General features: G+C 74.2%; 22 protein-coding genes. 11 read left to right on the forward strand and 11 right to left on the reverse strand.

All coding sequences use genetic code 11. The annotated features are described in order from the left end of the window. Positions 1–116 precede the first annotated feature (116 nt). The 3 genes from ACFZA0_RS36340 (at position 117) to ACFZA0_RS36350 (ending at position 4,529) form a co-directional block, all read left to right on the forward strand. Positions 117–1,481 (forward strand): radical SAM protein, encoded by a 1,365-nt coding sequence (locus tag ACFZA0_RS36340; protein WP_391024959.1) that lies wholly within the window; start codon positions 117–119, stop codon positions 1,479–1,481. A gap of 309 nt (positions 1,482–1,790) precedes the next feature. Continuing rightward, complete coding sequence (locus ACFZA0_RS36345; RefSeq protein WP_391024960.1) at positions 1,791–3,314, forward strand: cellulose binding domain-containing protein; 1,524 nt, start codon at positions 1,791–1,793, stop codon at positions 3,312–3,314. A 201-nt stretch (positions 3,315–3,515) separates the two neighbouring features. Next, a complete protein-coding gene (locus ACFZA0_RS36350) occupies positions 3,516–4,529 on the forward strand; it encodes a helix-turn-helix domain-containing protein (protein ID WP_391024962.1) in 1,014 nt (337 codons plus the stop codon). Between the two features lie 21 nt (positions 4,530–4,550). On the opposite strand, the gene ACFZA0_RS36355 is transcribed toward ACFZA0_RS36350, so the two are convergent. Next, positions 4,551–5,165: a ferritin-like domain-containing protein gene (locus tag ACFZA0_RS36355; protein ID WP_391024964.1), complete on the reverse strand. Its 615-nt coding sequence runs from the start codon at positions 5,163–5,165 to the stop codon at positions 4,551–4,553. Positions 5,166–5,266: 101 nt separating this feature from the next. After that, positions 5,267–7,564 carry a helix-turn-helix domain-containing protein gene (locus ACFZA0_RS36360; RefSeq protein ID WP_391024966.1) on the reverse strand — a complete coding sequence of 766 codons (2,298 nt, stop codon included), beginning with the start codon at positions 7,562–7,564 and terminating at the stop codon, positions 5,267–5,269. 363 nt (positions 7,565–7,927) lie between these two features. Between ACFZA0_RS36360 and ACFZA0_RS36365 the strand changes: the two genes are divergently transcribed. Further along, positions 7,928–8,635 (forward strand): hypothetical protein, encoded by a 708-nt coding sequence (locus ACFZA0_RS36365; protein ID WP_391024968.1) that lies wholly within the window; start codon positions 7,928–7,930, stop codon positions 8,633–8,635. 53 nt (positions 8,636–8,688) lie between these two features. Here the strand turns inward: ACFZA0_RS36365 and ACFZA0_RS36370 are convergent, their stop codons facing one another. After that, positions 8,689–8,922 (reverse strand): hypothetical protein, encoded by a 234-nt coding sequence (locus tag ACFZA0_RS36370; RefSeq protein ID WP_391024970.1) that lies wholly within the window; start codon positions 8,920–8,922, stop codon positions 8,689–8,691. A gap of 246 nt (positions 8,923–9,168) precedes the next feature. Here ACFZA0_RS36370 and ACFZA0_RS36375 point away from each other — a divergent pair, with 246 nt between their 5' ends. Further along, complete coding sequence (locus ACFZA0_RS36375; RefSeq protein WP_391024971.1) at positions 9,169–9,627, forward strand: nuclear transport factor 2 family protein; 459 nt, start codon at positions 9,169–9,171, stop codon at positions 9,625–9,627. Between the two features lie 119 nt (positions 9,628–9,746). On the opposite strand, the gene ACFZA0_RS36380 is transcribed toward ACFZA0_RS36375, so the two are convergent. The 4 genes from ACFZA0_RS36380 to ACFZA0_RS36395 all read right to left on the reverse strand — a co-directional run bounded on the left by ACFZA0_RS36380 (position 9,747) and on the right by ACFZA0_RS36395 (position 12,358). Beyond that, entirely contained in the window at positions 9,747–9,899 is a 153-nt protein-coding gene (locus tag ACFZA0_RS36380; RefSeq protein ID WP_391024973.1) for a hypothetical protein, read from the reverse strand. Between the two features lie 45 nt (positions 9,900–9,944). Further along, complete coding sequence (locus ACFZA0_RS36385; RefSeq protein ID WP_391024975.1) at positions 9,945–10,892, reverse strand: MBL fold metallo-hydrolase; 948 nt, start codon at positions 10,890–10,892, stop codon at positions 9,945–9,947. Then, positions 10,889–11,440, reverse strand: a complete 552-nt coding sequence (locus ACFZA0_RS36390) for a flavin reductase (protein ID WP_391024977.1) — start codon at positions 11,438–11,440, stop codon at positions 10,889–10,891. Before ACFZA0_RS36390 ends, ACFZA0_RS36385 begins: the two co-directional genes overlap by 4 nt. A 132-nt stretch (positions 11,441–11,572) precedes the next feature. Next, positions 11,573–12,358 carry an SDR family NAD(P)-dependent oxidoreductase gene (locus ACFZA0_RS36395; protein ID WP_391024979.1) on the reverse strand — a complete coding sequence of 262 codons (786 nt, stop codon included), beginning with the start codon at positions 12,356–12,358 and terminating at the stop codon, positions 11,573–11,575. Positions 12,359–12,631: 273 nt separating this feature from the next. On the opposite strand from ACFZA0_RS36395, the gene ACFZA0_RS36400 reads away from it, so the two are divergent. The 3 genes from ACFZA0_RS36400 (at position 12,632) to ACFZA0_RS36410 (ending at position 15,743) form a co-directional block, all read left to right on the forward strand. Next, positions 12,632–13,123, forward strand: a complete 492-nt coding sequence (locus ACFZA0_RS36400; RefSeq protein ID WP_391024981.1) for an SRPBCC domain-containing protein — start codon at positions 12,632–12,634, stop codon at positions 13,121–13,123. After that, complete coding sequence (locus ACFZA0_RS36405; protein WP_391024983.1) at positions 13,120–14,274, forward strand: hydrolase; 1,155 nt, start codon at positions 13,120–13,122, stop codon at positions 14,272–14,274. Before ACFZA0_RS36400 ends, ACFZA0_RS36405 begins: the two co-directional genes overlap by 4 nt. A 188-nt stretch (positions 14,275–14,462) precedes the next feature. Then, entirely contained in the window at positions 14,463–15,743 is a 1,281-nt protein-coding gene (locus ACFZA0_RS36410) for a cytochrome P450 (RefSeq protein WP_391024985.1), read from the forward strand. A 461-nt stretch (positions 15,744–16,204) separates the two neighbouring features. Here the strand turns inward: ACFZA0_RS36410 and ACFZA0_RS36415 are convergent, their stop codons facing one another. From ACFZA0_RS36415 to ACFZA0_RS36425, 3 genes are read right to left on the reverse strand one after another with little or no spacing between them, the layout of a single operon-like run. Beyond that, entirely contained in the window at positions 16,205–16,780 is a 576-nt protein-coding gene (locus ACFZA0_RS36415; RefSeq protein WP_391024986.1) for a hypothetical protein, read from the reverse strand. Then, a complete protein-coding gene (locus tag ACFZA0_RS36420; protein ID WP_391024988.1) occupies positions 16,773–18,119 on the reverse strand; it encodes an FAD-dependent oxidoreductase in 1,347 nt (448 codons plus the stop codon). Before ACFZA0_RS36420 ends, ACFZA0_RS36415 begins: the two co-directional genes overlap by 8 nt. After that, positions 18,119–18,442 (reverse strand): 2Fe-2S iron-sulfur cluster-binding protein, encoded by a 324-nt coding sequence (locus ACFZA0_RS36425; RefSeq protein ID WP_391024990.1) that lies wholly within the window; start codon positions 18,440–18,442, stop codon positions 18,119–18,121. Before ACFZA0_RS36425 ends, ACFZA0_RS36420 begins: the two co-directional genes overlap by 1 nt. 162 nt (positions 18,443–18,604) lie before the next feature. On the opposite strand from ACFZA0_RS36425, the gene ACFZA0_RS36430 reads away from it, so the two are divergent. From ACFZA0_RS36430 to ACFZA0_RS36440, 3 genes are read left to right on the forward strand one after another with little or no spacing between them, the layout of a single operon-like run. Further along, complete coding sequence (locus tag ACFZA0_RS36430) at positions 18,605–20,095, forward strand: DHA2 family efflux MFS transporter permease subunit (RefSeq protein ID WP_391024992.1); 1,491 nt, start codon at positions 18,605–18,607, stop codon at positions 20,093–20,095. Positions 20,096–20,116: 21 nt separating this feature from the next. Next, positions 20,117–21,544 carry an alpha/beta fold hydrolase gene (locus tag ACFZA0_RS36435; protein WP_391024994.1) on the forward strand — a complete coding sequence of 476 codons (1,428 nt, stop codon included), beginning with the start codon at positions 20,117–20,119 and terminating at the stop codon, positions 21,542–21,544. A gap of 46 nt (positions 21,545–21,590) precedes the next feature. Beyond that, positions 21,591–22,814 carry a cytochrome P450 gene (locus ACFZA0_RS36440; protein WP_391024996.1) on the forward strand — a complete coding sequence of 408 codons (1,224 nt, stop codon included), beginning with the start codon at positions 21,591–21,593 and terminating at the stop codon, positions 22,812–22,814. A gap of 404 nt (positions 22,815–23,218) precedes the next feature. Here ACFZA0_RS36440 and ACFZA0_RS36445 read toward each other — a convergent pair whose 3' ends face one another. Further along, positions 23,219–23,755, reverse strand: a complete 537-nt coding sequence (locus ACFZA0_RS36445) for a VOC family protein (protein ID WP_391024998.1) — start codon at positions 23,753–23,755, stop codon at positions 23,219–23,221. Positions 23,756–23,765: the final 10 nt, after the last annotated feature.

Genomic DNA, 23,765 nt, shown 5'->3' on the forward strand with positions numbered 1-23,765 from the left:
ACGCCCCGGAATCCCGGGCGTACGCGCACCACGCCGGGGGACCCGGTACGCCGGACGTGCAGGCAGGGGCATACCGTGAGGAGTCGAGCACGGACGCCGGGAGCGAGGAGAACGGGATGGGCAGCCGCACCGCGCTGGTCGAGGATCTGATGGAACGGTTCTCGCACGTCCCGCGGGAGGCGGTCTTCAAGGAGGACCTGCTCCGCGGCGGCGTCGCCTTCGATCCGTCCGCCCTCAGCGACAACGAGGACGGCGAGGTCAAGCCGAAGTCCTACTTCATCTTCTCCTTCGACCACGGCACCCTGCCGGAGCTGGGCGAGGCCGCCCTGCGCCGCCCGCCCGAGGAGATCATCCTCACCGGCGGCCCCTACGACCTGCGCCGCACCGTGGTCTCCGTACGGGTGAACCCGGCGTCGCCGTACCGGGTCGCGGCCGACGAGGACGGCGTCCTCGGGCTCTACCTCGACGGCGCGCGCATCGCCGACGTCGGCGTGCCGCCGATGCCGGAGTACTACCGGCACACGCTCTCCAACGGGAAGTCCGTGATGGAGGTGGCGCCCACCATCCAGTGGGGCTACCTGATCTACCTCACCGTCTTCCGGGTCTGCCAGTACTTCGGCGCCAAGGAGGAGTGCCAGTACTGCGACATCAACCACAACTGGCGCCAGCACAAGGCGGCCGGCCGGCCGTATACCGGCGTCAAGGACGTGGAAGAGGTCCTGGAGGCGCTGGAGATCATCGACCGGTACGACACGCAGAAGGCGTCCACCGCGTACACCCTCACCGGCGGCGCCATCACCTCGAAGGTCTCCGGCCGCGACGAGGCCGACTTCTACGGCCACTACGCCAAGGCCATCGAGGAGCGCTTCCCCGGCCGCTGGATCGGCAAGGTCGTCGCCCAGGCGCTGCCCAAGGACGACGTGCAGCGCTTCAAGGACTACGGCGTGCAGATCTACCACCCCAACTTCGAGGTGTGGGACGAGTACCTGTTCAAGATGTACTGCCCCGGCAAGGAGCGCTACGTCGGCCGTGACGAGTGGCACCGGCGCATCCTCGACTCCCGGGACGTCTTCGGCGCGCGCAACGTGATCCCCAACTTCGTGGCCGGCGTGGAGATGGCCGAGCCGTTCGGCTTCAAGACCGTCGACGAGGCGATCGCGTCCACCACCGAGGGCCTGCGCTTCTTCATGTCCAACGGCATCACGCCCCGCTTCACCACCTGGTGCCCGGAGCCCACGACCCCGCTGGGCAAGGCCAACCCGTCGGGCGCGCCGCTGGAGTACCACATCCGGCTCCTGGAGGCCTACCGGGCCACCATGGACGACTTCGGTCTGTCCTCCCCGCCCGGGTACGGCCCGCCCGGACCCGGCAACGCGGTGTTCTCCGTCAGCTCGTTCATGGACTCCCTCCCGGCGGTGGACGAGCCCGCCGCGGCCCCCGCGACGGCCGCGGCGTCCGCGGAGCCGTCCAACGCCCACTAGCGCGCGCGGACTTGTCGCCCGGAGGCCGTGCACCGCACGGGCCGCCGGACGGCAGCGGACGGGGAGGCGGGAACCAACACGCTCTGGTTCCCGCCTCTCCGGTTTTCCACGGTCCCGGCCCGCCGGCTCCCGGGTCTCTTCGGCGCCTTGTCGACGTGACGACTCGCCGTGCGACGTCCGACACCGCATGTGACGAGAGCGCTTGTCAGTTGTGCAGGAGCCGTGAAAGGCTCTGGTCCTGCCGCGAGGTCGCCGTCAACTCTTCTGTCCTTGTGGCGAGTTGACCTCGCATGTGGATGCAGGAGACCCATGCCCGACCTGCCGCCCCCGAAGGACGCCGCCGAGGCCGCGCTGTTCGCGGAGTGCTGGGACGCCGTCCTGTCCTACGCGGACCTGTGCACCGCCGGATCGGCCGCCGCCCAGCAACTTGCCGCCGAGGCTTTCACGTTGGGCATGCGCGAGGTGCGCGCCACCGAGGAGGCCCGCGCCCGCAGCGCCGGCCGCCGCGTGCGCCGGCTGCCCGCGATCCCCTTGCTGCTCACCGCCGTTCGCACCACGGCCGCCGCCTGGGAGGCGAACGGCCTCGGCCACCTCCTCGACCCGGACCTGCGGCTGTGGCTGACCTCCGACCGCGCCGCCCGCTACGACGCCCAGCCCGCGCGCCGACCGCTCGCGCTGCGCGGTCTCGTCGAACTCCAGGAGGCCGACGCGGCGTTGCTGTGGCTGGCCGAGGTGGAGGCGCTGCCGCTGCCCGTGGTCGCCCGCCGGCTCGGGCTCGACCCCGCCGTCGCCGCCGAGGAACTCGCCCAGGTGCGCGGCCTGTTCAGGGGCCGCTGCCACCGCAGCCACCTCGACGCCCCGATGGACGCGCAGTGCCGCCGCTACGCGCGGCTGCTGGACGCGGTGACCCGCTCGCCCGCCGACGCCCCCGAGGACCTCTCCCGCCACCTCGCCCGCTGCGCCGACTGCGCGGAGGCCGCGGGCTGCCTGCGTCTGCACGGCGGGGGCCTGGCCGCCGCGCTCGCCGGCGGTGTGATCGGCTGGGGCGGCCTCGCCTACCTCGAACGCCGGCGCCGCGCCGCCGACGTACGGCTCGGCGCCCCGCACCCCGGGGCCCGGGAGCAGGACGCCGCCGAACCGCTGCTCGACCGGCACCGGGCGCGGCTGGTGCTCGGGGGACTGCTCGCCACGGCCGTCCTGCTGTCGCTGCTGGCCCTCGTCGTGTCGCTCGTGCCGCTCGGCGACGACCACCGCTCCGCCGCGGACACCGGCGCCGACGGCAAGCCGGTCGCCGACCTCCACACCTCCGCCACGTCGGGCTCCCCGTCGGCCACCGCGCGCCCGGACCGGTCCTGGACCGCCGTGCCCGCCGACCGCGGTTCCGCCCGCGGCGGCGCCGCGGCGGGCGCGTCGGCCTCCGGCGGGACCCTCCCGGGACGGGGCACGGCCGCGCCGTCGGCCCCGGTGACAACGATTCCCGACGGTCCCGCCGACACCGCCGGGGCTGCCGGGGCCGGCGAGTGCGCGGTCAGGTACGAACTCGTCAACGAGTGGCCGGGCGGTTTCCAGGCCGGGATCACCGTCACCACCGGCGAGGCCCTCGACACCTGGCGCGTGGCGTTCTCCTTCCGCGACGGCCAGACGGTCGGGGAGATGTGGTCGGCCGACTTCACCCAGCACGGCTCCCGGATCACGGCCACCGCCGCCGACTACGACACCTCCGTCGCCGACGGCGGAACCCTCACCTTCGGCTTCCTCGGCTCCTGGCACGACGCCAACGCGGCGCCGTACGGCTTCACCCTGAACGGGCACACCTGCGCGGTGTCCTCCTGACACCGGCGGCGCCGCGCCCCGAGTGCTCCCCGCCGCTCTTCCTGTTGTTCTTCCTGTCGTTCTTCCTGGTGAAGGCGGCCGGACGACGGTGTGATGGAACAGGCGGACCGGGCGCCCGGTGACGTGCCGGGTCCCGGGCGGACTCCACGTCCGCGCACGTCGTGCGCCGTCCCGTCCGCACGAGTGCGCCGAGGAGTCGCCGTGCCCGTCGTTCTGTCGACGTCGTCCCTGTCCACCGCCGAGCGGTCCGAGTTCTGGCGCGACGCCGTGTCCCGGACGTTCGTTCCGCTGGAGGTCGACCTGCACGAGGAGACGCCGTCCGCCGCGACGATCACCAGTCACCACCTCGGCTCGCTCCAGGTCTCCGTGGTCACCGCCGGCCCGCAGACCGTCGTCCGCGACAGGCGCACGATCGCCCGCGACGGCGCCCAGTACCTGACCCTGACCATGCAGCACCGCGGCACCGCACGGCTCGCGCAGGACGGCCGCCGGGTGAACGTGCGCCCGGGGGAGCTGGCGCTGTCCGACTCGGCGCGGCCCTTCACCAAGGAGGTCGCGGAGCCGTTCAGCTTCACGGCGTTCCACCTCCCCCGGACCTCGCTCGACGTGGACGACGACGAACTGCGGGCGTTCACCTGCACGGTGTTCTCCCGGGACGGCGGCGGGGCGGGCGTCGTCGCCGCCTATCTGGAGCGGCTGGCCAGGGGCGACTTCCCGGCGGCCGTGCGCCACCGGCTGGCCCGGACGACGAGCGACCTGCTGGCGGTGCTGTTCCAGGAGCGGCGGGGCCGGTTCGCGCCCCAGGCACCCGAGGCCGCCCGCGCGGTCACGGCCCGCGTCAAGGACCACGTCCTGCGCCACCTCGCCGACCCCGCCCTCTCGCCCGAGACGATCGCCGCGGCCCACCACGTCTCCGTGCGCTACCTGCACAAGCTCTTCGAGCACGAGGGCGTCACCGTCGCCCGCTGGATCCGGCACCAGCGCCTGGAGCGGTGCCGCGCCGAGCTGGCCCGCACCCCCGTCACACCGCCGGTGGCGGCGGTCGCGCACCGGTGGGGGTTCGTCAGCCCGGCCCACTTCAGCCGTGTCTTCCGCGCCGCCTACGGCATGTCGCCGCGCGAGTGGCAGGCGACGGCACGGCGGCAGGAGCCCGGCGCGGAGGGACCGACGGGGCGCGGACGGGCCGGCACGGGGGTGTGCGCGACCGCGGCGTGAGCCCGCCCGCGGCCCCCGTCCTCAGACGCGCACCAGCGGCGTGTCCACCAGATGCTCGGCGAGGAACCACGCCTGGAGCTCGCCGGTCCTGATCACCTGCGACACCAGCAGGTCGTTCGTCCCGTCGTCGCCCAGCCCGGCCGTGCGCGACGCCGCGTCGTGGGCGGCGGTCAGGATGATCTCGTGCGCCTCCAGGAGCCGCGACAGCATCGCCGGGACCTCCTCCACACCGTCCGGCGGGCGCGGGACGGACGTGATCTCGGCGACGTGCCGGGGATCGCCGACCGCCACCCCGCCGAGCGTCTGGACCCGCTCGGCCAGCGCGTCGACGATGGCGAGCTGCTCCCCGGCGTGCTTGTCGAGCACCAGGTGGAGCTGGTAGAAGGTCGCGCCGCGCATGAGCCAGTGGTGCTTCTTGTAGAGGCCGTACAGGATCTGGGTGTCGGCCAGCACCCGGTTCAGACGCTGGCACGAGTACATCCGCGCCTCGTGGGAGAGCCCGATCGGGAACTGCTTGACCTGGCCGAACTCCTGGATGACGGCGCCCTTCTGGTGCAGGTGCGGCTGGCTGCCGGACAGCGGGGAGGGGGCGGCGGCCGGAGCCGGGGTCTCGGAATGCGTAGCGGTGGTGGACATACGAGGACGGTAGGACCGCCGCCGGCACGCGAGTTGTCCCGCAGCGCACCCGTTTGTGCCCGTGGGCGCACGGCGGGCCGTCCCCCGTGGCCGGGCCGCGCTCACCCCGGCCGCCGCGCGCCACCCGTCCACTCGGCCAACAGGTCTTCCACCGTGGCCAGTTGGGCGGCGTCCCCGCCCTCGGTGAACGCCGCGACGCCGACGCGGAGTTGTCGCACCGCGTCGGCGTCCCGGCCGATCGCCCGCAGCGCACGGGCCCTGTGCAGCGAGGCGAAGCCCCGCAGCGCGGGCACCTGGACGCGGGAGTCGAGGGAGAGGGCCCGGTCGGCGGCGGCGACGGCCTCCTCGTGGCGGCCGAGTTCCAGCAGCGCCGCGGCCTCGCCGGACAGGGCGTTCATCTCGGTGTAGTCCGCGATGTGCCGGGCCGGGGCGGTGCGCGGGTCGGAGACGGCGCGCGCGGTCGTCCGGAACACCTCGACGGCCTCCTCGTTGCGGCCCAGGTGCCGCAGGACGCGGCCGAGCGCCATCAGCGCCTGCGGATGCGCCTCCTTGTCGCCGGCCGCGGCGAACAGCTCGATCGCCCGACGGCTCCAGGGCACCGACTCCGCGTGGTCCTCGGGGGTCTGCCCGGCGTGTGTCGCGTAGGCCAGCGACCAGGCCTCCTGCACGGTGTCGCCGGCCCGGCGCGCCAGCTCCGCCGCCTCCAGGGCGGTCGCCCGGCCGAGGGCGAACCGACGCTGGCAGTAACGGTAGGCCCAGGAGAGGTAGTTGGCGTGCGTGGCTTCGAGGGCGGGGTCGCCGAGCGAGCGCGCCGCCGCCCGGGACAGCTCGAACACCGTGTGCCAGTGGCCCCAGAACGCCCACCGGTCGGAGAACCAGTGCATCGACTCGGCCACGTCGACCACGGTCCGGTGCTCCCCGGCCGCCGCCGAATCCCGCAGCGCGGCCAACCAGTTGACGCTTTCCGCGCGCAGCCACGCCTCCGCCGCCTGCTGGTCGCGCAGCGGCACGAGCGCGTCGTCGGCGGACGGGTCCGGGCCGGGTTCGAACCACTGGCCGGCCGTGCTCGCCGTGCCGAGGAGCCAGGTGTTCATCGCGGCCCGCGCCGCCTCCCGTCGCTCCGCGGACTCCTCCTCCCGCAGCCGCTGGTGGGCGTAGAGCCGTACCAGGTCGTGGAAGGACGCCCGGTCGCCCGCACCGGGGTTGAGCAGGCCCAGTTCCACCAGCTCGTCCATGATCTGCTCGGCCCGGTCCAGGTCCAGCGAGGTGAGGACCGCGCCGAGGGCGGGGTCGAAGTCGGGGCCCGGCACCAGCGACAGGCGGCGGAACAACAGCCGTGCGGCGGGCGTCAGTTGCTCGTACGAGAGGGTGAACGCGGACTGCACGCGCAGGTCGCCCGCGGTCAGCCGGTCCAGGCGCCGGTCCTCGGCGGCGAGCCGGTCGGCGAGGTCGGCCGCGCTCCAGGCGGGGCGGCTCGCCAGCCGGTTGCCCGCGATGCGCAGCGCGAGCGGCAGCCCGCCGCACAGGTCGGCGATCCGTTCGAGGTCGGCGGCCGGTGCCTCCCCTTCGCGCGCACCGGCCGGCCGCCGGGCGGTGATGGTGCCGAGCAGTGCCGCCGCGGCCCGCGTGGGCAGCGGTCCGGGCGTCAGCCGTCGGGCGTGCTCGATGCCGGTCAGCGCGCGGCGGCTCGTGACCCAGAAGGTACTGCGGCCCTCGCCCGGCAGCAGGGGCCGCAACTGCGCCTCGTCGGCCGCGTTGTCGAGGATCACCAGGGCGCCGCGCTCCCGGGCGAGCCGGCGCAGCAGTACGGGCCGTTCGTCGGGGTCGGCGGGCAGGTCCCGCTCCCGCACCCCGAGCGCGCGCAGCAGCCGGCCCAGGACGTCGTGCGGGTCGAGCGGCCGGGCGTCCAGGCCGCGCAGGTTGACGTAGTGGCAGCCGTCGGCGAACCGGTCGGCGACGCGGTGCGCGGCCGTCACGACCAGCGTCGTCTTGCCGAGCCCCGGTCCGCCCGAGACGATCGTGACGGTCCGGCCCGACCCGTCGTCCGTGCCCGCCCCGCTCTCCAGCCACGCCAGCTCACGGGCGCGCCCGGCGATGTCCGGCACCGCGGGCGGCAGGTCGCACAGGCCCCGCCCCCGGTCGGCCTCCCGGTGGACGTGCCGACGTCCGTCGCGCGCGGCGGCGAGCAGCCGGTCGGCGTCCTCGGGGCCGAGACGCAGGGCGTCGGCCAGGGCCCGGACCGTACGCGCCTGGGGCCCGCGGCTGTGCCCGCGCTCCATGTCGCCGATGGCCCGGTCGCTGACACCGGAGGCGGCGGCCAGCTCCTCCAGCGTCATCCCGGCGGCGTGCCGGAGTCCGCGCAGCAGCGGACCGAGCGCCGGTGGCGAAGCAGTGAGCACGACGGCACGTTCCCTTCACAAGTCGGTGCCACTTTATCCGCGGCACCGGACGCCTCCGGCGCTGGTCGGAGGCGCTCGCCATCGATCGGGCTGTTTATCGGTTCAGCACACCAATCCGACCGGCTCGTCGGCTTCGGACCACTCGTCGGGAGCGCCGCGTTCTCGTGCCGCGCCGTCGCGCGGGAGCCGGGAGCGGCAGCACCCGACCGAGGACCGGACTGCCGTGAGGACACGACGATGCAAGCACCGACCCGTACCCACGCCCCGACGACCCCGCACGGGACCGATACCGCGGCGGAACGCGAAGCCGGCACCGGGACCGGGACCGGTACCGCCGCGGAACGTGAAGCCGGCACCGGGACCGTGGCCGACACCGACACGGAGGCCGAAGCCGACGCACAGGTCTCCCCAGAAGCCGCTGCAGCTGCCGAGCCCATGACCTCCGAGGGCGCACCCGTGTTCGTGGACTCCAGCGGGCGGCGGCTGCTCGTGATGCGGCGTGCCGCACTCGTCGTCGGAGCGGTGTGCCTCTGCTACACGGGGCTGCTCGCCGCCGCGCTCGTCGGTGGCGGCCCCGGCGCGCCGTGGCTGCCGATACCGGGTGCCGCGCACGGGACCGGGGCGGGGGGAGGGACGGCCCGAGCGGTTCCGGCGCCCGCCGCGTCGCTCGTCCGGAAGGAGACACGGGAACGGCCGGTGCCGGCGAGCCCGGCGACGGGCCCGGCCTCCGCGCCGTCCGCGCCGGACGGTGCCGCGGGGGCCGGACCGGCGGGAGCGCCGGGCGGCACGTCCGCGTCCGCCGCGGCCGGGGCGGGAGCCCGGACACCGGCGCCCGCGACGGGGGCCGCGCGTGGCACCGGCACGACGACCGGGACGGCGACCGGTCCGGCCGCGGTCACGTCCGCGCCGGCCGGCGGCACCGCGCAGGACCCGGCGCCCGCGTCACCGGTCACGTCGGCGCCCGCCGCGTCACCGTCCGCCACCGCCGGGACGGGCACGGCCGCCGGGGACAGGCCGACGGGCGTCCTGTCGGACCTCGTGGGAAGCATCGTCGGCCTCCTCGTCCCGTGAGGAACCCGCGTCCCGCCGGCTGACGGGGCGACGGGGCCCCGCGGCGGTGTCCCTCAGAAGAGCGTGCCCTGCCCCTCGACGTCCCCCGGCGCCGGAGCCCGGGGCCGCCGGGGCGCGGGGGCCGGGCGGTTCGGCTCCTCGCCGAACAGCGCGGTCGTGCCGTACGTGTCGCAGACCGCGACGACGCGCCGCGACACCACGGAGACGGGCAGCATGTTGGGCGCCTCCGCGTCGAACTCGGCCTGCGACATCGCGGTCCAGTCCGGCCGGCTGCTGTTCTCGCTCACGTGCCGCCCATGCCCTCTCGCCCACCGTCGTAACGCGGGCCCGCACGCCGCGGGCCTCGCGGGGGAGCCGGGCCCACCCGCACGACATTGTCCCGGACCGCGGGCGGTGCCGCTCCCGCCGGGCGGCGCCGCCGGCCGGGCCGGACGCACCGCGACCGGCTCTCCAGCGGTGCTGCAGCCGCGCCCGGCAGGGTGGTGAGAGATGGCGGGCGGCCGTGAGGGGCGCCGCCGCGAAGGGAGTTCACCATGTCTCAGTCGGTCGGGACCCTCCGTCAGCAGGTCACGGGTGACCTGTACGCCGAGGTGCAGACCTTCTACGCCCAGCAGATGCGCCGCGTCGACAGCCTGGACATCGAGGGCTTCGCCGCGACGTTCACGGAGGACGGCGAGGTCGTGCACGCCGGCGGCCAGCGGCAGAGCGGCCGGGACGAGATGATCGCCGGCATGCGGGCGGCCCTGCCCCGCTACAAGGACATCGCGACGCGGCACTGGTTCGGGCACCTCCTCATCGAGCCCGACCCGGCGGACGAGGACACCGTCCGCGTCTCGTACTACACCCTGGTCACGCTGACCGACCGGGAGGGCAAGGTGTCCTTCCAGCCGACGTTCACCGTGGACGACGTGCTCGTGCGCCGCGACGGCGGCCTGCTGAACCGCTCCCGGGTGATCCGCCGGGACACCCCGTCCACCCCCGCGGCCTCCTGACGGACCGCGCGGCGGCGGCACGACGGACGAGGGGCCCTCTTCACCGAGGGCCCCTCGTCCGTCGTTGTCGCTGTCCGCCGTGGCCGGCCGTTCCGGCGGCCGGCCGGTCGTGCGCCGGGTCAGTCGATGCCCCGGCAGATGTGCGGTTCGGTGCCGTCGTCGTCGAGGTCTCCGGCGAGCAACAGCGGTACCCAGTCCGGCACTTCGTGCAGTCCGGCCAGGTGCGGCAGCGGTGCGACGGGTATCTCGCGGTCCGGCAGAATCGTCTCCATCGACGACTCCTTTCGGTGGGTGGAACGTGCCTCTGCGTGGTGCGGTCAGGCGTGGCAGGAGGGCAGGCCGCCGTGCAGCTCGACCATCTCCCCGAAGGACGCCGCGACGTCGATCCGGGCACCCGGCGCCAGCCCCTCCGCCTCGGCGTACGCGCGGTGCAGGTTGCCGACCAGGCGCTCCGCGTCGAGCAGGCCGGCGAACGCGCCGAGGTCCGCCTCCCGCGCGGCCCGCAGCGGGGTCAGCCCCCGCCGCAGCCCGTCGCGGGCGATCTCCTGTATCCGTCGTACGTACGCGGCCGTCGCGTCGATCAACTCCGGCCCGCCGACGGGTCCGTGACCGGGTACGACGACCGTGGCGCCGAGGGCGCGCAGCCGCTGGAGGGCCTTCAGCGAACCGGTGATCGACCCCATCAGCAGGTACGGGGTCACCCCCGACCACACGACGTCCCCGGTGAACAGCACCCGGCGCTCCGGCACCCAGGCGACGACGTCGTTCGGGGTGTGCGCCGGGCCCACGTCGAACAGTTCGGTGCGCGGACCGCCGTCCCCGTGCAGGGTCAGCGTGTCCCGGAAGGTGAGTGTCGGCGGCGTGAGCGGGGTCTCGCCCCACTCCACGTCCGGCCACAGGTGGCGCAGCCCGAGGCCCGCCTCGGCCACGTCGGAGCGGGTCCCCTCGGCGGACACGACCGTCGCCCGCGGCACGAACTGGCCGTTGCCGAAGGTGTGGTCGCCGTGGAAGTGGGTGTTGACGACGAAGTCCGGACCCCCGGGCACGACGCCCTCCACCTCCTCGCGCAGCCGCCGGGTACGGGACTCGGTCGCGGCCGTGTCGACCAGGACCGCCCGGCTGCCGCCGACGACGAGACCCGCGTTGTTCAGGCACCAGCCGCCCTCCGGCTGGACGAACGCGTACACGTCGTCGGCGACCCGTCCGAGGGTGCCGTGCGCCGCCACGACGGGCGCGGCGGGCGCGAGGGGGGCCGGCGCCGTCACGCGGCGGCCCCCCGCGGCGCGGCGGACGGCAGGGCGGCGAAGCGGCCCTGGTGGAACAGGAGCGGGTCCGGCGCGGCCGAGCCGCCGGACAGGGCGACGACCCCGCCGATCAGCAGCGTGTGGTCGCCGGCCTCGTACTCGGCGTGCAGCACGCACTCGACGTACGTCTCCGAGGCGGGCAGCACGGCGTTGCCGGTGACGCCCTCCACGGCGGACAGCCGGCGCATCGCGGCGTGCCCCTCCGGCCGGTCGGGTCGGCAGAACTCCTGCGCCAGGTCGCGCTGCGCGTCCGTGAGGACGTTCACCGCGAAGCTGCCGGCGCGCGAGATGCGCGGGCGCATCCGGCCGTCCGCCTTGACCGACACCAGGAGCAGCATCGGGTCGAGGGAGACCGAGGTCAGGCTGTTGAGCGTCATCACGATCGTCTCGTCGCCACTGCCCTGGGTGAGCAGGGTGACGCCGGTCGGGAACCGGCCCATCGCGGTACGGAAGGCGGTCACGTCGGGTTCGGCGGCCAGCAGGGGGCCGGCGGTCGCTGCGGCGGTCATGTCAGTACTCCGTTTCTGCTCGTGCACTCGTCCGTGGGGGGCCGTCGTCGGCGTCGGCACCGTCGGTGGCGGCGGGGCCGGACACCCGCGGAGGGAGCCGCGGGGGCCCGGTCGTGTCCGGCCGGGCGGCGGTCAGTAGTTGCCGAGGCCGCCGCAGACGTTGAGGGCCTGCGCGGTGATGGAGCCGGCCGTGTCCGAGGCGAGGTAGCCGACGAGTCCGGCGACCTCCTCCGGGGTCGAGTAACGGCCCAGCGGGATCTTGGCGTTGAAGCGCTGCTGGATCTCCTGCTCGCTCACCCCGTAGTGGCCGGCGTAGCCCTGGCGGACCTTCTGGGCCATCGGGGTCTCCACGTAGCCGGGGCACACGGCGTTCACGGTGATGCCGGTCGCGGCGAGTTCCTTGCCGACGGCCTTGGTGAAGCCGATCACGCCGTGCTTGGACGCGGAGTAGGGCGCGGCGAGCTCGACGCCCTGCTTGCCGCCCGTGGAGGCGATGTTGATGATCCGGCCCCACGAACCCTCGCGCAGCAGGCCGGTGCTGAGCACCTCGCGGGTCACCCGGAAGGTGCCGTTGAGGTTGGTCTCGATCACGTCGTCCCACAGGGCGTCCGGGAGTTCGGCGGTCACGCCGCCCCCGCCGCGGCCCGCGTTGTTCACGAGGATGTCAATGCGCCCGTACTCGGCGACCGCGGCCCGCACGGCCTCCTGGATCTGCGGCAGCGACGTCACGTCGCACACCGTGCCGGCCACCTCGCGGCCCAGTTCGCGCTGCTCCTTGACCATCGTGCGCACGTTCTCCGCGTCGCGTGCCACACCGAACACCGCGACACCCTGCGAGGCCAGCAGTTCGGTCACGGCAAGGCCGATCCCGCTGGTCGCGCCGGTGACGAAGGCGACCCGTCGTCCCGCGTCTGTCATCGTGCTCTCCTCGTCGCTCGTACCGGTCGGTCCACGTCGGACCGAAGGTGGGCCCGTCGCCTTGCGGGGTTCTCGGCGCGGCCTCGAGCGCGACTGGAGGACGGACGCGGACGGGACCCGGGCGGGCGCCGGAGGGACGCGGGCCGGGCGGCGGGCCGGGCCGCGTGGACGGGCGTTCGAGCGGGGCTCGACAAGGGGCCTAGCGAAGGGCGGCAGTTTGGGCGTATTCGATGCCGTGGCCGGGCGGACACCCGGCCGGAGCGAGGAGGCCCCGTGCCCGAGCAGACGCAGACCCTGCCTGATGTCAGGAAGTCGGTGACCGTTGCGGCGACTCCCGACGAGTGCTTCCAGATCTTCACCGAGCGGCCGGCCGACTGGTGGCCGCCGAGCCACATCCTGGTGCGCAAGGAGCGGGCCGGCCTCGCCTTCGAACCCGGCGTGGGCGGACGCTACTACGAGTGGGACGTCGAGGGCACCGAGATCGCCTGGGGCCGCGTCCTGGAATGGGTGCCGGGCCGCCGCGTCGTCATGACCTGGCGGATCGACCCCAACTGGCAGTCCATCCCGACCGACGACGGCGCCAGCCAGATCGAGGTCGACTTCGAGGCCGTGGACGACACCCACACCCTCGTGTCGCTCGCCCACGTCAAGCTGGACAACCACGGCCCCGGCGCCGAGCGCATCTTCAAGGCGCTCGACGGACCGAGCCCCGGCGAGACGCTGGAGCGTTTCGCGGCGGCCGTCGCGAACGGACCTGCGGCGTGAGCGTCGACACCGGCGTCTCCGCCGCCCCCGTCGCGCCCGTTGCGTCCGTCACCGCGGGCTCCGGACTCACGGCCGCCGCCGAACAGCTCCGCACGCTGGCCGCCGCGCACGCGGCCGACGCGGACGCGGCACGCGGCCTGTCCCGCGAAGTCACCGACGCCATAAGGGAGTCCGGGTTCGCCCGGCACTTCGTAGCCACCCGCTTCGGCGGCACCGAGGGCACCTTCGCGGAGCTGACCTCGGCCGTCATGACCGTCGGCGAGGGCTGTGCGGCGTCCGCGTGGTGCGCCTCGCTCGCCGCGTACTCGGCGCGCTTCGCCTCCCACCTGCCCGAGGGCGGCCACCAGGCACTGTGGGGCGCGGGGCCCGACACCGTCGTCGCGACCGGCCTGATGCCCGCGGGCCGCGCCGTCGCCGAGAGCGGCGGCTGGCGCGTCAACGGCCAGTGGGCGTACGTCAGCGCCGTCGACTTCGCCGACTGGGTGATGGTGTGCGCGGCGGTCGCGGGCGCCGAAGGGCCGCCGCAGCTCCGCTTCTTCACGCTGCCGCGCGGCGCCTACACCGTGCGCGAGACGTGGGACAGCGTCGGCATGCGGGCCACCGGAAGCCACACCGTGGTCGTCGAGAACGCCTTCGTGCCGGACCATCTCACCTTCGACCGGGCCGACATGCTCAGCGGCCGCAACGGCACGTCCGCCGTGTCGTCCCACAACGTGCCCTTCCAGGCCGTCGGCGGCCTCACCTTCATCGCGCCCGTCGCCGGTGCCGCCACCGGGGCACTGGCCGCGTGCGCGGGCTCGATCACCGGGCGCCGCCGCAACCAGGGGGCCGAGCTCACCGTCGTGCGCGCCTCCGGCCGCATCGACGCGGCACGCCACCTCGTCGAGCAGAACGCCCAGGTCCTCGACGGGCGGCTGTTCACCCCCGAGCACATGGCGCGCAACGAGCGCAACGCGACGTTCGCGGCGGAGATCCTGCGCGAGGCCGTGACGCTGCTGGTCGGCGCCGCCGGCACCGGCGGCCTCGGCGAGAAGCACGCGCTCCAGCGGTACTGGCGCGACATCACGTCCGCGACGAGCCACGTCGCGCTCCAGTACGACACGGCCGCCCGCAAGAACTACTCGGCGGTCCTGCTCGGCCCCGAGGGATGACGGCGGCCGGCCGGACGACGGAGGGGGCGTCCCACCCCGGGGGCGCCCCCTCCGCCGTCCGCCCGCGGCCGCCGGCCCGACCGGTCCGCCGCCCGGCCCCAACCAGCTCCAGTCCAGGGCGACTTGGGCTCTATTGCCGGTCCGTACGTTGAGACCCGCCCCGTAACGCTTCCAGCGGAGGATCTATCGTGACAGTCACCCAGGAGACGGCTCCCCAGGAGCCCGCCAGCCCGCGGACGGCGCCCCAGGGCGGCGGCTGCCCGGTGGCGGGCGTGTTCCCCTTCAGTGGTTCGAGCTACCGGGGTCCCGCCCCGGCGTACGGTCAGCTGCGCGCGGCGCAGCCGGTGGTGAAGGTGCCCACCGCGGGCGGCGTGGACGCCTGGCTGGTCACCCGGTACGAGGACGTGCGCCGGCTGTCCGCCGACCCCCGTCTCAGCCGGGCCCAGGCCTGCGGCGAGGGGGCGCCCCGGGTGGGCGGCACCATGCACACCACCCCCGAGATGATCATCTCCCTGGACGCCCCCGAGCACTCCCGGCTGCGCAAGCTGGTGGCCGGCGCGTTCACCATGCGGCGCGTGGAGCGGATGCGGGAGAACGTCCAGCGGGTCACCGACGAACTCCTCGACGACATGGAGAAGAAGGACGGCGTCGTCGACCTCGTGCAGCAGCTCGCCGTGCCGCTGCCGCTCACCGTCATCGGTGAGCTGCTCGGCGTACCGGCCAAGGACCTGCGGGAGTTCGAGCAGTGGGCGCGCGCCTTCGCCACCGTCGACGACCGTGCGGGCGGCGAGGAGTCGCTGCACGCGCTCGGCAAGCTCAGCGAGTACATCGTCGGGCTCATCGCGGACAAGCGCGCCAACCCGGCCGACGACATGCTCTCCGAGCTGATCGCCGCCCGTGACGACAACGACCGCCTCAGCGAACCCGAGTTGGTGACCTTCGGTTTCACGCTGATCGGCGCGGGCTTCGACACCACCGCCAACCAGCTCGCCAACTCCGTGCTGGCGCTGCTCGTCGACCACCAGGACCAGTGGCGCTACCTGGTCGAGGACACCTCCCGCATCCCGCGGGCGGTCGAGGAACTCCTGCGCCACGTCAACCTGTTCGCGACCGACACGTCCGGGTTCCCGCGCATCGCCGCCGAGGACATCGAGGTCGGCGGCGTGACGATCCCCAAGGGCGACGCCGTCCTGCTCTCGCTCGCCTCCGCCAACCGGGACGCGGACGTCTTCGACGACCCGGACCGGCTCGACCTGGCCCGTGAGCGCAACCCGCACATCTCCTTCGGCCACGGCATGCACTACTGCCTGGGCAAGCACCTGGGACGCATGGAGATGGAGGTCGCCATCGAGGGCCTGGTGCGCCGCTTCCCCGACCTGCGGCTCGCCGTCCCGGAGGGCGAACTGCCCTGGCACGAGGGCGAGATCAACCACACCCTGACCAGCCTGCCGGTGGTACGCGGGAGTTGAGACCCCGCGAGCGGGTCCGACGCCGGCGGCACGGCGAAGGTCCCGGCCCCCCTTCTCCGGGGGCCGGGACCTTCTTCGTTGCCCCGGCGTCCTTTTGTCGCGGCGTCCCTGCCTCAGCGTCCCTCCGCTTCTGCGTCCCTCTGCCTCAGCGTCCGTTGTCCCAACGCCCCTCTGTCCCTGGGGCGTTCAGGGGACGCAGGCAGTCGATCGACCCGCCGACCGGTCCTCCCCGCGGCGGCCGGGCGCCCGGCCACCCGTGGGGCACGCCGTCGGCGCGACCCGCTGACGGCCGGGAGCGGGACGCTCCCGAACGCACCGGTGCGGCCCGCGCCCGGCGGGGCCGGCTCTCCGGCTGGGGCTTCAACTCCCGGCGCGCAGGCGGAAACAGCCGCGCCCGCGCCCGGCTCTGGGAGCCGGACACGGGCGGGGGCGTAGCGGTGCGCCGTGCTGGTGCGGGCGGGTCAGGCGGCCGGGACGGGGGAGACCCAGGTGGCCGTGGAGTCGACGTGGATCGGGCCCTCCGGCGCGGCGCCCGGGGCGGTGAAGACGAACGCGTAGGCGTCCGTGCTGAAGTGCTTGCCCTTGATCTTGCCGATGTGCTCCGCCTGGACGGTGCCGGGTATGGCGCCGCCCTCGGACGCGCCGCCGTGGGTGATGTAGAGGGCGATCGAGCCGTCCGCGCTCTCGTTCCAGTAGCCCGTGGCCGCGTACAGCGGGTCGCCGCTGGCGTCCGGGGGGCCCTCGGCCGTCAGCTTGTGGTCCGGCGTGAACGTGAACCGCGGGTCGGTCACCGAGGACGTGCCGTCGGGCAGGTGAACCGTCACGATGAGGTCCCACACCCCGGTCAGCGGCTTGTTCTTGACCTGGTGGTGGACCGCGTGGGCGTGCACGGCAGGCGACGCGGACGCGGTGCCGACGCCGGTCAGGACGGCCAGCACGGCGAGGAGCACGCCGAGCAGTCGCAGCGCCGCCGGACGCCGGGACGGCGCGGGTACGGAGGATGTCGTGCCCTCGGGGGCCGACGTGTTCTCAGGCATGGACGGTGAGCCTTTCCTGGAGGGTGGAACCGGACGGTGACGCCGTGGGGGTGGTGGGGGAGTCGGGGACGGCCGGGGTGGCCGAAGGGGGCGTGCGGGGCAGCCTCTTGAGGTCGAAGCCGGGCTCGCGGACCGTCGCCGCCGACAGCGCGGTGCCGTTCGCGAGGAGCCGCGCCGCGATGCCGTGGTCGGCGGGGCGGTTCACGGACTCGACACCGATCAGCCGGCCGGCGCGGAAGCAGAAGACGGAGAACCGCCCGCCCGCCGGGTCGCCGGCCGTCACGGTCTCGTCGGCACCGGCCGTCAGGCCCGCCATCTGGAGGCGCAGCGCGTACTGGTCGGACCAGAACCGGGGCACGGCGGTGTACGCGTACGGCTCGCCGCAGATCGCGGCGGCGGCGCAGCGGGCCTGGTCGGTCGCGTTCTGCACGGACTCCAGCCGGGTCCGGCCGCCCGTGTGCGCCCCGTTGAGGCCGGGGACGCCGGGGAACGAGGCGCAGTCGCCGACCGCCCAGATGGCGGGGTCCGCGGTGCGCAGTTGTTCGTCCACGGCGACGCCGTTCTCGACGGCGAGGCCCGCGGCGGCGGCGAGTTCGGTGTTGGGCAGCACGCCGATGCCGGTCACGACGAGATCCGCGTCGAGGCGTTCGCCGCCCGACAGCTCCACCGCGCGGACGCGGCGCTCCCCGTCGCCGTGCAGCACGGTGATGTGACGGGACGTCAGCACCGTGACGCCGTGCGCGCGGTGCTCGGCGACGACGTGGTCCGCGACCTCGGGGGTCAGCGCGCGGGTCAGCACGCGGGACTGCGGCTCGACCACGGTCACCTCGTGGCCGAGACCGCGGGCGGTGGCCGCCACTTCGAGGCCGATGAACCCGGCCCCGGCGACGACGATCCGCAGCGGCGGCCCGTCGAGCCGCAGCCGCAGGTCCTCCGCGTCCGCCAGGCCCCGCAGCACCCGCACCCCGGACAGCGAGGAACCGGGCACCGGAAGCGTGCGCGGGCGGCAGCCGGTGGCCAGGACCAGCGCGCCGTACGGCAGCCGCAGGCCCGACTCCAGCAGGACGGTGCGCCGGTCGCGGTCGACCACCGTCGCGCGGTCGCCCGTCAGCAGCTCGATGTCCTGCTCGGCGTAGAAGGCGGCCGGCCGCAGCGGGACGTCCTCGGCGGACACCGCGCCCGTCAGGTAGCCCTTCGACAGCGGCGGCCGGTGGCAGGGACCGGGCGGTTCGTCGCCGACGAGGGTGACCCGGCCGGCGAAGCCGCGGGCGCGCAGCGCGGCCGCGGTCTCCAGTCCGGCCTGGCCCGCGCCGACGACGACCACCGAGTGCGGGGCCATCAGCTCTGCGCCTCGGGCAGGTGGACCAGCAGCCCGTCCATCTCCTCGGACACCGGCAACTGGCAGCTCAGCCGCGACAGTTCGGTGCGCTCGCACGCGGTGCCGTACAGCACGTCGTCCTCGACCTCGTGCATCGGCGGCAGCGGCACGGTGTTCGCCGCGTCGACGAACACGTGGCAGGTGCCGCACTGCGCGGAGCCGCCGCACTGCGCCTCGATGCCGTCGACGTTGTTGAGCTTGGCCCCGCGCATGACCGTGTTGGGCGCCTGGACGTCGACGACGGTGACGGTTCCGTTCGGATGCTTGTAGGTGATCTTGGCCATGCGAGGTCTCCTCGTGGGATTTTTCGGCCATCCGTGCGGAGGTGGGTACGGCACCGAATGTGGCGGCCGTTCCTTCAGCGGCGGTGGAGGGAATCTGGACCGTCGCGGCGCGCTCGACCCGGTCACCAGCGCCGGTCGATCGCGGCGGCGCAGCGTGCGGCCATGACTGTGACCGATCGGACAACCGAGAGGCCCGCCCGTCCCGGCAGGGGCGGTTCCGGCCACCGGCTGGGCCTCGTACTCGCCGCCTGCTGCCTGGGCCAGTTCATGAACGTCCTGGACGCGTCGGTGGTGAACGTGGCACTGCCCGTCATCGCCGCCGACCTGGACTTCACCCGGCACAACCTCCAGTTCGTCAACAACGCCTACACGGTGGTCGTCTGCGGGTTCCTGCTGCTCGGCGGGCGGCTCGCGGACCTGTTCGGGCAGCGTCGCGTCTTCCTGTGCGGCGTCGGCCTGTTCACGTTCGCGAGCCTGGTCGGGGGAGCGGCCAGCTCCCCGGCGACACTGGTGCTCGCCCGTGCCTTCCAGGGCCTGGGCGCCGCCGTCATGGCACCGGCCACGCTCACCGTGCTGGGCACCACGTTCACCGAACCGGGCGCCAGGGCACGGGCGTTCGGCTGGTGGAGCGCGGTGTCGGGCGCCGCCGGCGCGATCGGCGTGCTGGCCGGCGGTGTCATCGTCCAGTGGTTCTCCTGGCGTTGGATCTTCCTGGTCAACGTCCCCGTCGGGCTGCTGCTGTTCGCCGGGGTGCGCTGGGTGGTGCCCGAGACGCGCCCGCGCCGCTCCGGCGGGGCGGCCGGCCTGGACCTGCCGGGCGCGGTGACCGTCACCCTCGGCCTGATGTCCGCCGTGTACGCCGTCTCCCAGTCGGCCGCGTACGGCTGGGGCTCGGCCCGGGTGCTGGTCCCGCTCGCCGCGGGCGTGGCGCTGCTCGCCGGATTCCTGGTGATCCAGGCCCGGTTCGCCCGCCACCCGCTGGTGCCGCTCGGGATCTTCCGCAACCGGTCGGTCGCCGCCGCGAACCTGGTGGCGTTCTTCGGCGTCGCCGCCCTCTTCAGCACCTTCTACTTCTTCACGCTCGTGCTCCAACAGGTGCTCGGCTACAGCCCGTTGCGCACCGGACTGAGCTATCTGCCGCTCTCCCTCGGCATGGCGCTCGGCGGCTGGGGCATCGCCCCCCTCGTGCCGCGCACCGGCCCTCGCCCGATCCTGCTCGGCGGCCTCACGCTCACCGCGACGGGCCTGCTGCTCCTCTCCCGGGTCGGCGTCGACTCCGGCTACGTCGGCGACGTGCTCGTGCCGTGCGTCCTGCTCGGCTTCGGCATGGGCGCCGTCCTGAACGCCACGACCAACGCGGCGACCGCCGGACTCGCGCCCCACCAGGCGGGCCTGGCCTCCGGGTTGCTGAACACCACCCGTCAACTCGGCAGCGCGGTGGGCCTGGTGACCCTGGCGGCGCTGTCCGTCTCCCGCGCCGACGCCCGCACCGGCGCGGGCGCCGCGACCACCGACGCCCTCGCGTCGGGCTACCGGCTGGCGCTCACCGGGGCCGCGTTCTTCGCGGTGGCCGGGCTGGTCGCCGCGCTCTTCGTCCCGGTCCGGAAGCGGTCCACCTCCCCTCAAGGGGACACCGAGATGGTGGCGGCCTGACGAGAACGGAGGTTTGCGGTGGTGAGCGAGTTCCACACACAGCGGCCGACCTGGTCGCCCGCACCCGGTACGGACCACGTCGAGCACGCGACGATCGAGGTCCCCCGCGACTACACCGAACCCGAGGGCGAACGGATCACCCTCGCCCTCACCCGCCGCCGCGCCACCGACCCGGCGCGGCGCCGCGGTGTCCTGCTGGCCGTCAACGGCGGCCCCGGCGGCGACTGGGGGCGGGGACGCGACCTGCCCGGCGTCTACGCCGGCACACCCCTGGCCGAGGTCTACGACCTCATCGGCTTCGACCCGCGCGGCATCGGCGCGTCGACCAACCTGTACGCCGAGGTCACCGTCCCCAAGGTGCCGTTCGACTCCCGCCCGCCGGACGACCTGTTCCCGGCCATCGCCGAGGACATGCGGCTGCGCGAGGAGGCCTGCGCACGGGCCGGCGGCGAGCTGCGCCCGCACATCAGCACCCGCAACACGGCCCGCGACATGGACGTGATCCGCGGGGTGCTCGACGAGGAGCGCATCAGCTTCGTCGGGTACGCGTACGGCGCCTACGTCGGCGCGGTCTACGGCAGCCTCTTCCCCGAGGGCCTGGACCGGCTCGTGCTCGACTCCTGCGTCGGCCCCGGGTGGACCTGGCGCGAGCAGTTCCTCCAGCAGGGCGACGCCGTGCAGCGCAACGTCGACCTGTGGGCCGCGTGGGCGGGGGAGCGCGACGGGACCTTCGGCATCGGCACCTCGCCGCAGGCCGTGCTCGCCGGCGTCGAGGAGACCGTCGCCGCCCTGGACGCGCTGCCCGAGGACGGAGTGCGGCTGCGCACCCTGTTCGACGGCGCCGTGGGCAACAGGGCCGCCGACCGCGGCCAGTGGGCGACCCTCGCCGTCCTGGTCGCCGAGCTGGGCCGCGCGGCCACCGCGAAGGACGTCGGCGCGAGCCGTGAACTCCTCGCGGAACAGGGCACCTGGCGGCCCGCCGACAGCGAGGGCGACCTGCGCGTCGGCGTCCTGGAGGCCATCACCCTGGAGCACGCCTGGCCCGCAGACCTGGAGGTCTACTACCAGGACATGCGCGAGTTCCGGAAGCGGTTCCCGTACGGGTACGGCGTGCTGCGCGCCTCGCCCTGGGTCGGCGCTTTCCGCGCGTTCGAGGCCCCCGAGGAGCCGACCGCGCTCACCCGCGACGGCTACCCCGCGGGACTGATCGTGCAGGCCGACGGCGACCCGATGGACCACTACGACGGCGGCGTGGCCATGGCGGAGCTGCTGGGCCACCACCTGCTCACCGTCGAGGACTCGGGGGAGCACGAGGTGTTCGCGCTGGGCGGCAACCCCCACGTCGACGCCGTCGTCCACGCCTACCTGGTGGACGGCACCCTGCCGCCCGAGCGTTCCTCCGTCCCCGGCCGCACCCCGCGCCCGGACGTCCCCGCCGACGCCGGCTGACCCGGCGCCGCACAACCGTGTCAACCGTGGAGGTGCTGTCTTGAACGTGACCGATGAGGTTCAGGAGACGCAGGTGTTCCCCCTCGCCGGCTCGTCCTACCGCTGCCCGGCTCCGGAGTACGCCCGGCTGCGGGCCCAGCAGCCCGTCGTACGGGTGCGCACGGAGGGCGGTGTGGACGCCTGGCTGGTCACGGCGTACGAGGAGGCCAGGGAGGCGCTCGCCGACCCCCGGCTCAGCCGGGCCGAGACCGTGAAGCCGGACGCGCCGCGGATCGGCGGGGCGATGACCTCGACCCCCGAGATGATCATCTCGATGGACGGCGCGGAGCACTCCCGGCTGCGCAGGCTCGCGGCCGGCGCGTTCACCGCGCGCCGCATCGAGCAGATGCGGCCCGGCATCAACCGCATCGCCGACACCCTGCTCGACGAACTGGCGGGCACCGAGGGCCCGGTGGACCTGGTCGAGCGGTTCACCGTGCCGATGCCGCTCACCGTCATCGGCGAACTGCTGGGCGTCCCGATGAAGGTGCTGCGGCTGTTCGCGGCCAACGCGCGGGACTTCGTCACCGTCGACGACCAGAGCGAGGGCTCCGACTCGCTGAACGGCCTCGCCAAGCTCAACGAGTACATGGTCGACGTCGTCGCCGAGAAGCGCGCGCACCCCACCCGCGACCTGCTGTCCGACCTCGTCGAGGCGCGCGACAGCGGGGACCGGCTCAGCGAGCAGGAGCTGGTCACCTTCGCGTTCACGCTCATCGGCGCCGGCTTCGACACCACGGCCAACCAACTGGCCAGCTCCGTCCTGGCGTTGATAGCGCACCACCGCGACCAGTGGAAGTGGCTGGCCGAGGACCGCTCCCGCATCCCGCGCGCGGTGGAGGAACTGCTGCGCCACGTCAACCTGTTCTCGACCGACTCCGCAGGCAACCCGCGCATCGCGGTGGAGGACGTGGAGCTGGGCGGGGTGCGGATCGCCAAGGGCGACGCGGTGGTCATCGCGATCTCGGCCGCCAACCGGGACGGCAGCGTCTTCCCGGACCCGGACCGCATGGACCTGGCGCGCACCCACAACCCGCACCTGTCCTTCGGCCACGGCATGCACCTGTGCCTGGGCAAGCAACTGACGCGCATGGAACTGGAGATAGCGATCGACGGCCTGGTCCGCCGCTTCCCCGACCTGTCCCTCGCGGTCCCGGAGGAGGAGATCCCCTGGCACCTCGGAGGCATCAACCACGCGCTGGAGAAGCTGCCGGTACTGCTGCGGCCGTGAACACCCCGCACCCACGGCCCGGCCGGGACACCCCGGCCGGGCCGTGGACGTGCCGGAACAAATCAAGTGTGGTGCTCCGCCGCCGGCTCGTACGATCGGCCTGGTCGCCGTCAGCACCCTCCCCGACACCAGCCACGGCGAACGTCGGCCACACTTCGGCCACGGCCGGATCGTGGCCGCCACGCCGGTCCGGCAACCCCGCTACGTCGACGTCGCGGACGAACGGTGAGCGCCCGGGCGGAACCGGCGCGGGCACCCGCACCGACGCAGGCACAGGCCACGGAGGCGGGCTGAGGGGGCGGCCTCCGTGGCCTGTGCCTGTGTCGTGCTGTCCTGTGCCGCTGTGCCGCTGTGCCGCTGTGCCGCTGTGCCGCTGTGCCGCCGTGCCGCCGTGCGTCGGCGGATCAGCTGCCGGGGGCCTCCTGGGCCACCTCCGCCGGGTCCGCGCCCGCGATCCACGCGTCCATCGACGGCTTCATCAGCTTGTTGAGCAGCTCGATGCGCAGGCCGCCCAGACCCCGGTGGTAGACCCACATCAGGATGCCGTCGGCCTCGTGGTCGTTGGAGGCTTCCACCGCGAAGCCCTGGGCGACGAGTTCCGCCGACATCGCCCCGATGCGGTCGCTGTCCGCCCAATACCCCAGGTGGTGGGCGCCGTTGCTGCCGTCGGACACCCACACGGTGCCCGGGATCGCCTCCACCAGTTCGAGGCGCGGCTCCTCCACGGTCAGTGCGAACCGCTGCGAGGCGTGCTGGAGCCGGCCGTCCGCCAGGCGCGCCGTCACTTCCAGCTCCATCACGGTCGTGAAGCGGTAGCCCGCCAGCGCGCCGAACGTCTTCATCGCCAGGTCGAGGTCGTCCACGACCAGGCCCGTGTGGAACAGGGCGTCGGGGGAGAGCGCCGGTACAGCGGCCTGACCGTCGTGCTCGTCGTGCGGCATGGGTGCTTCC

Origin of the sequence: Streptomyces sp. NPDC008150, from assembly GCF_042956945.1 — a bacterium.
In the GTDB taxonomy this organism is placed as follows: domain Bacteria; phylum Actinomycetota; class Actinomycetes; order Streptomycetales; family Streptomycetaceae; genus Streptomyces.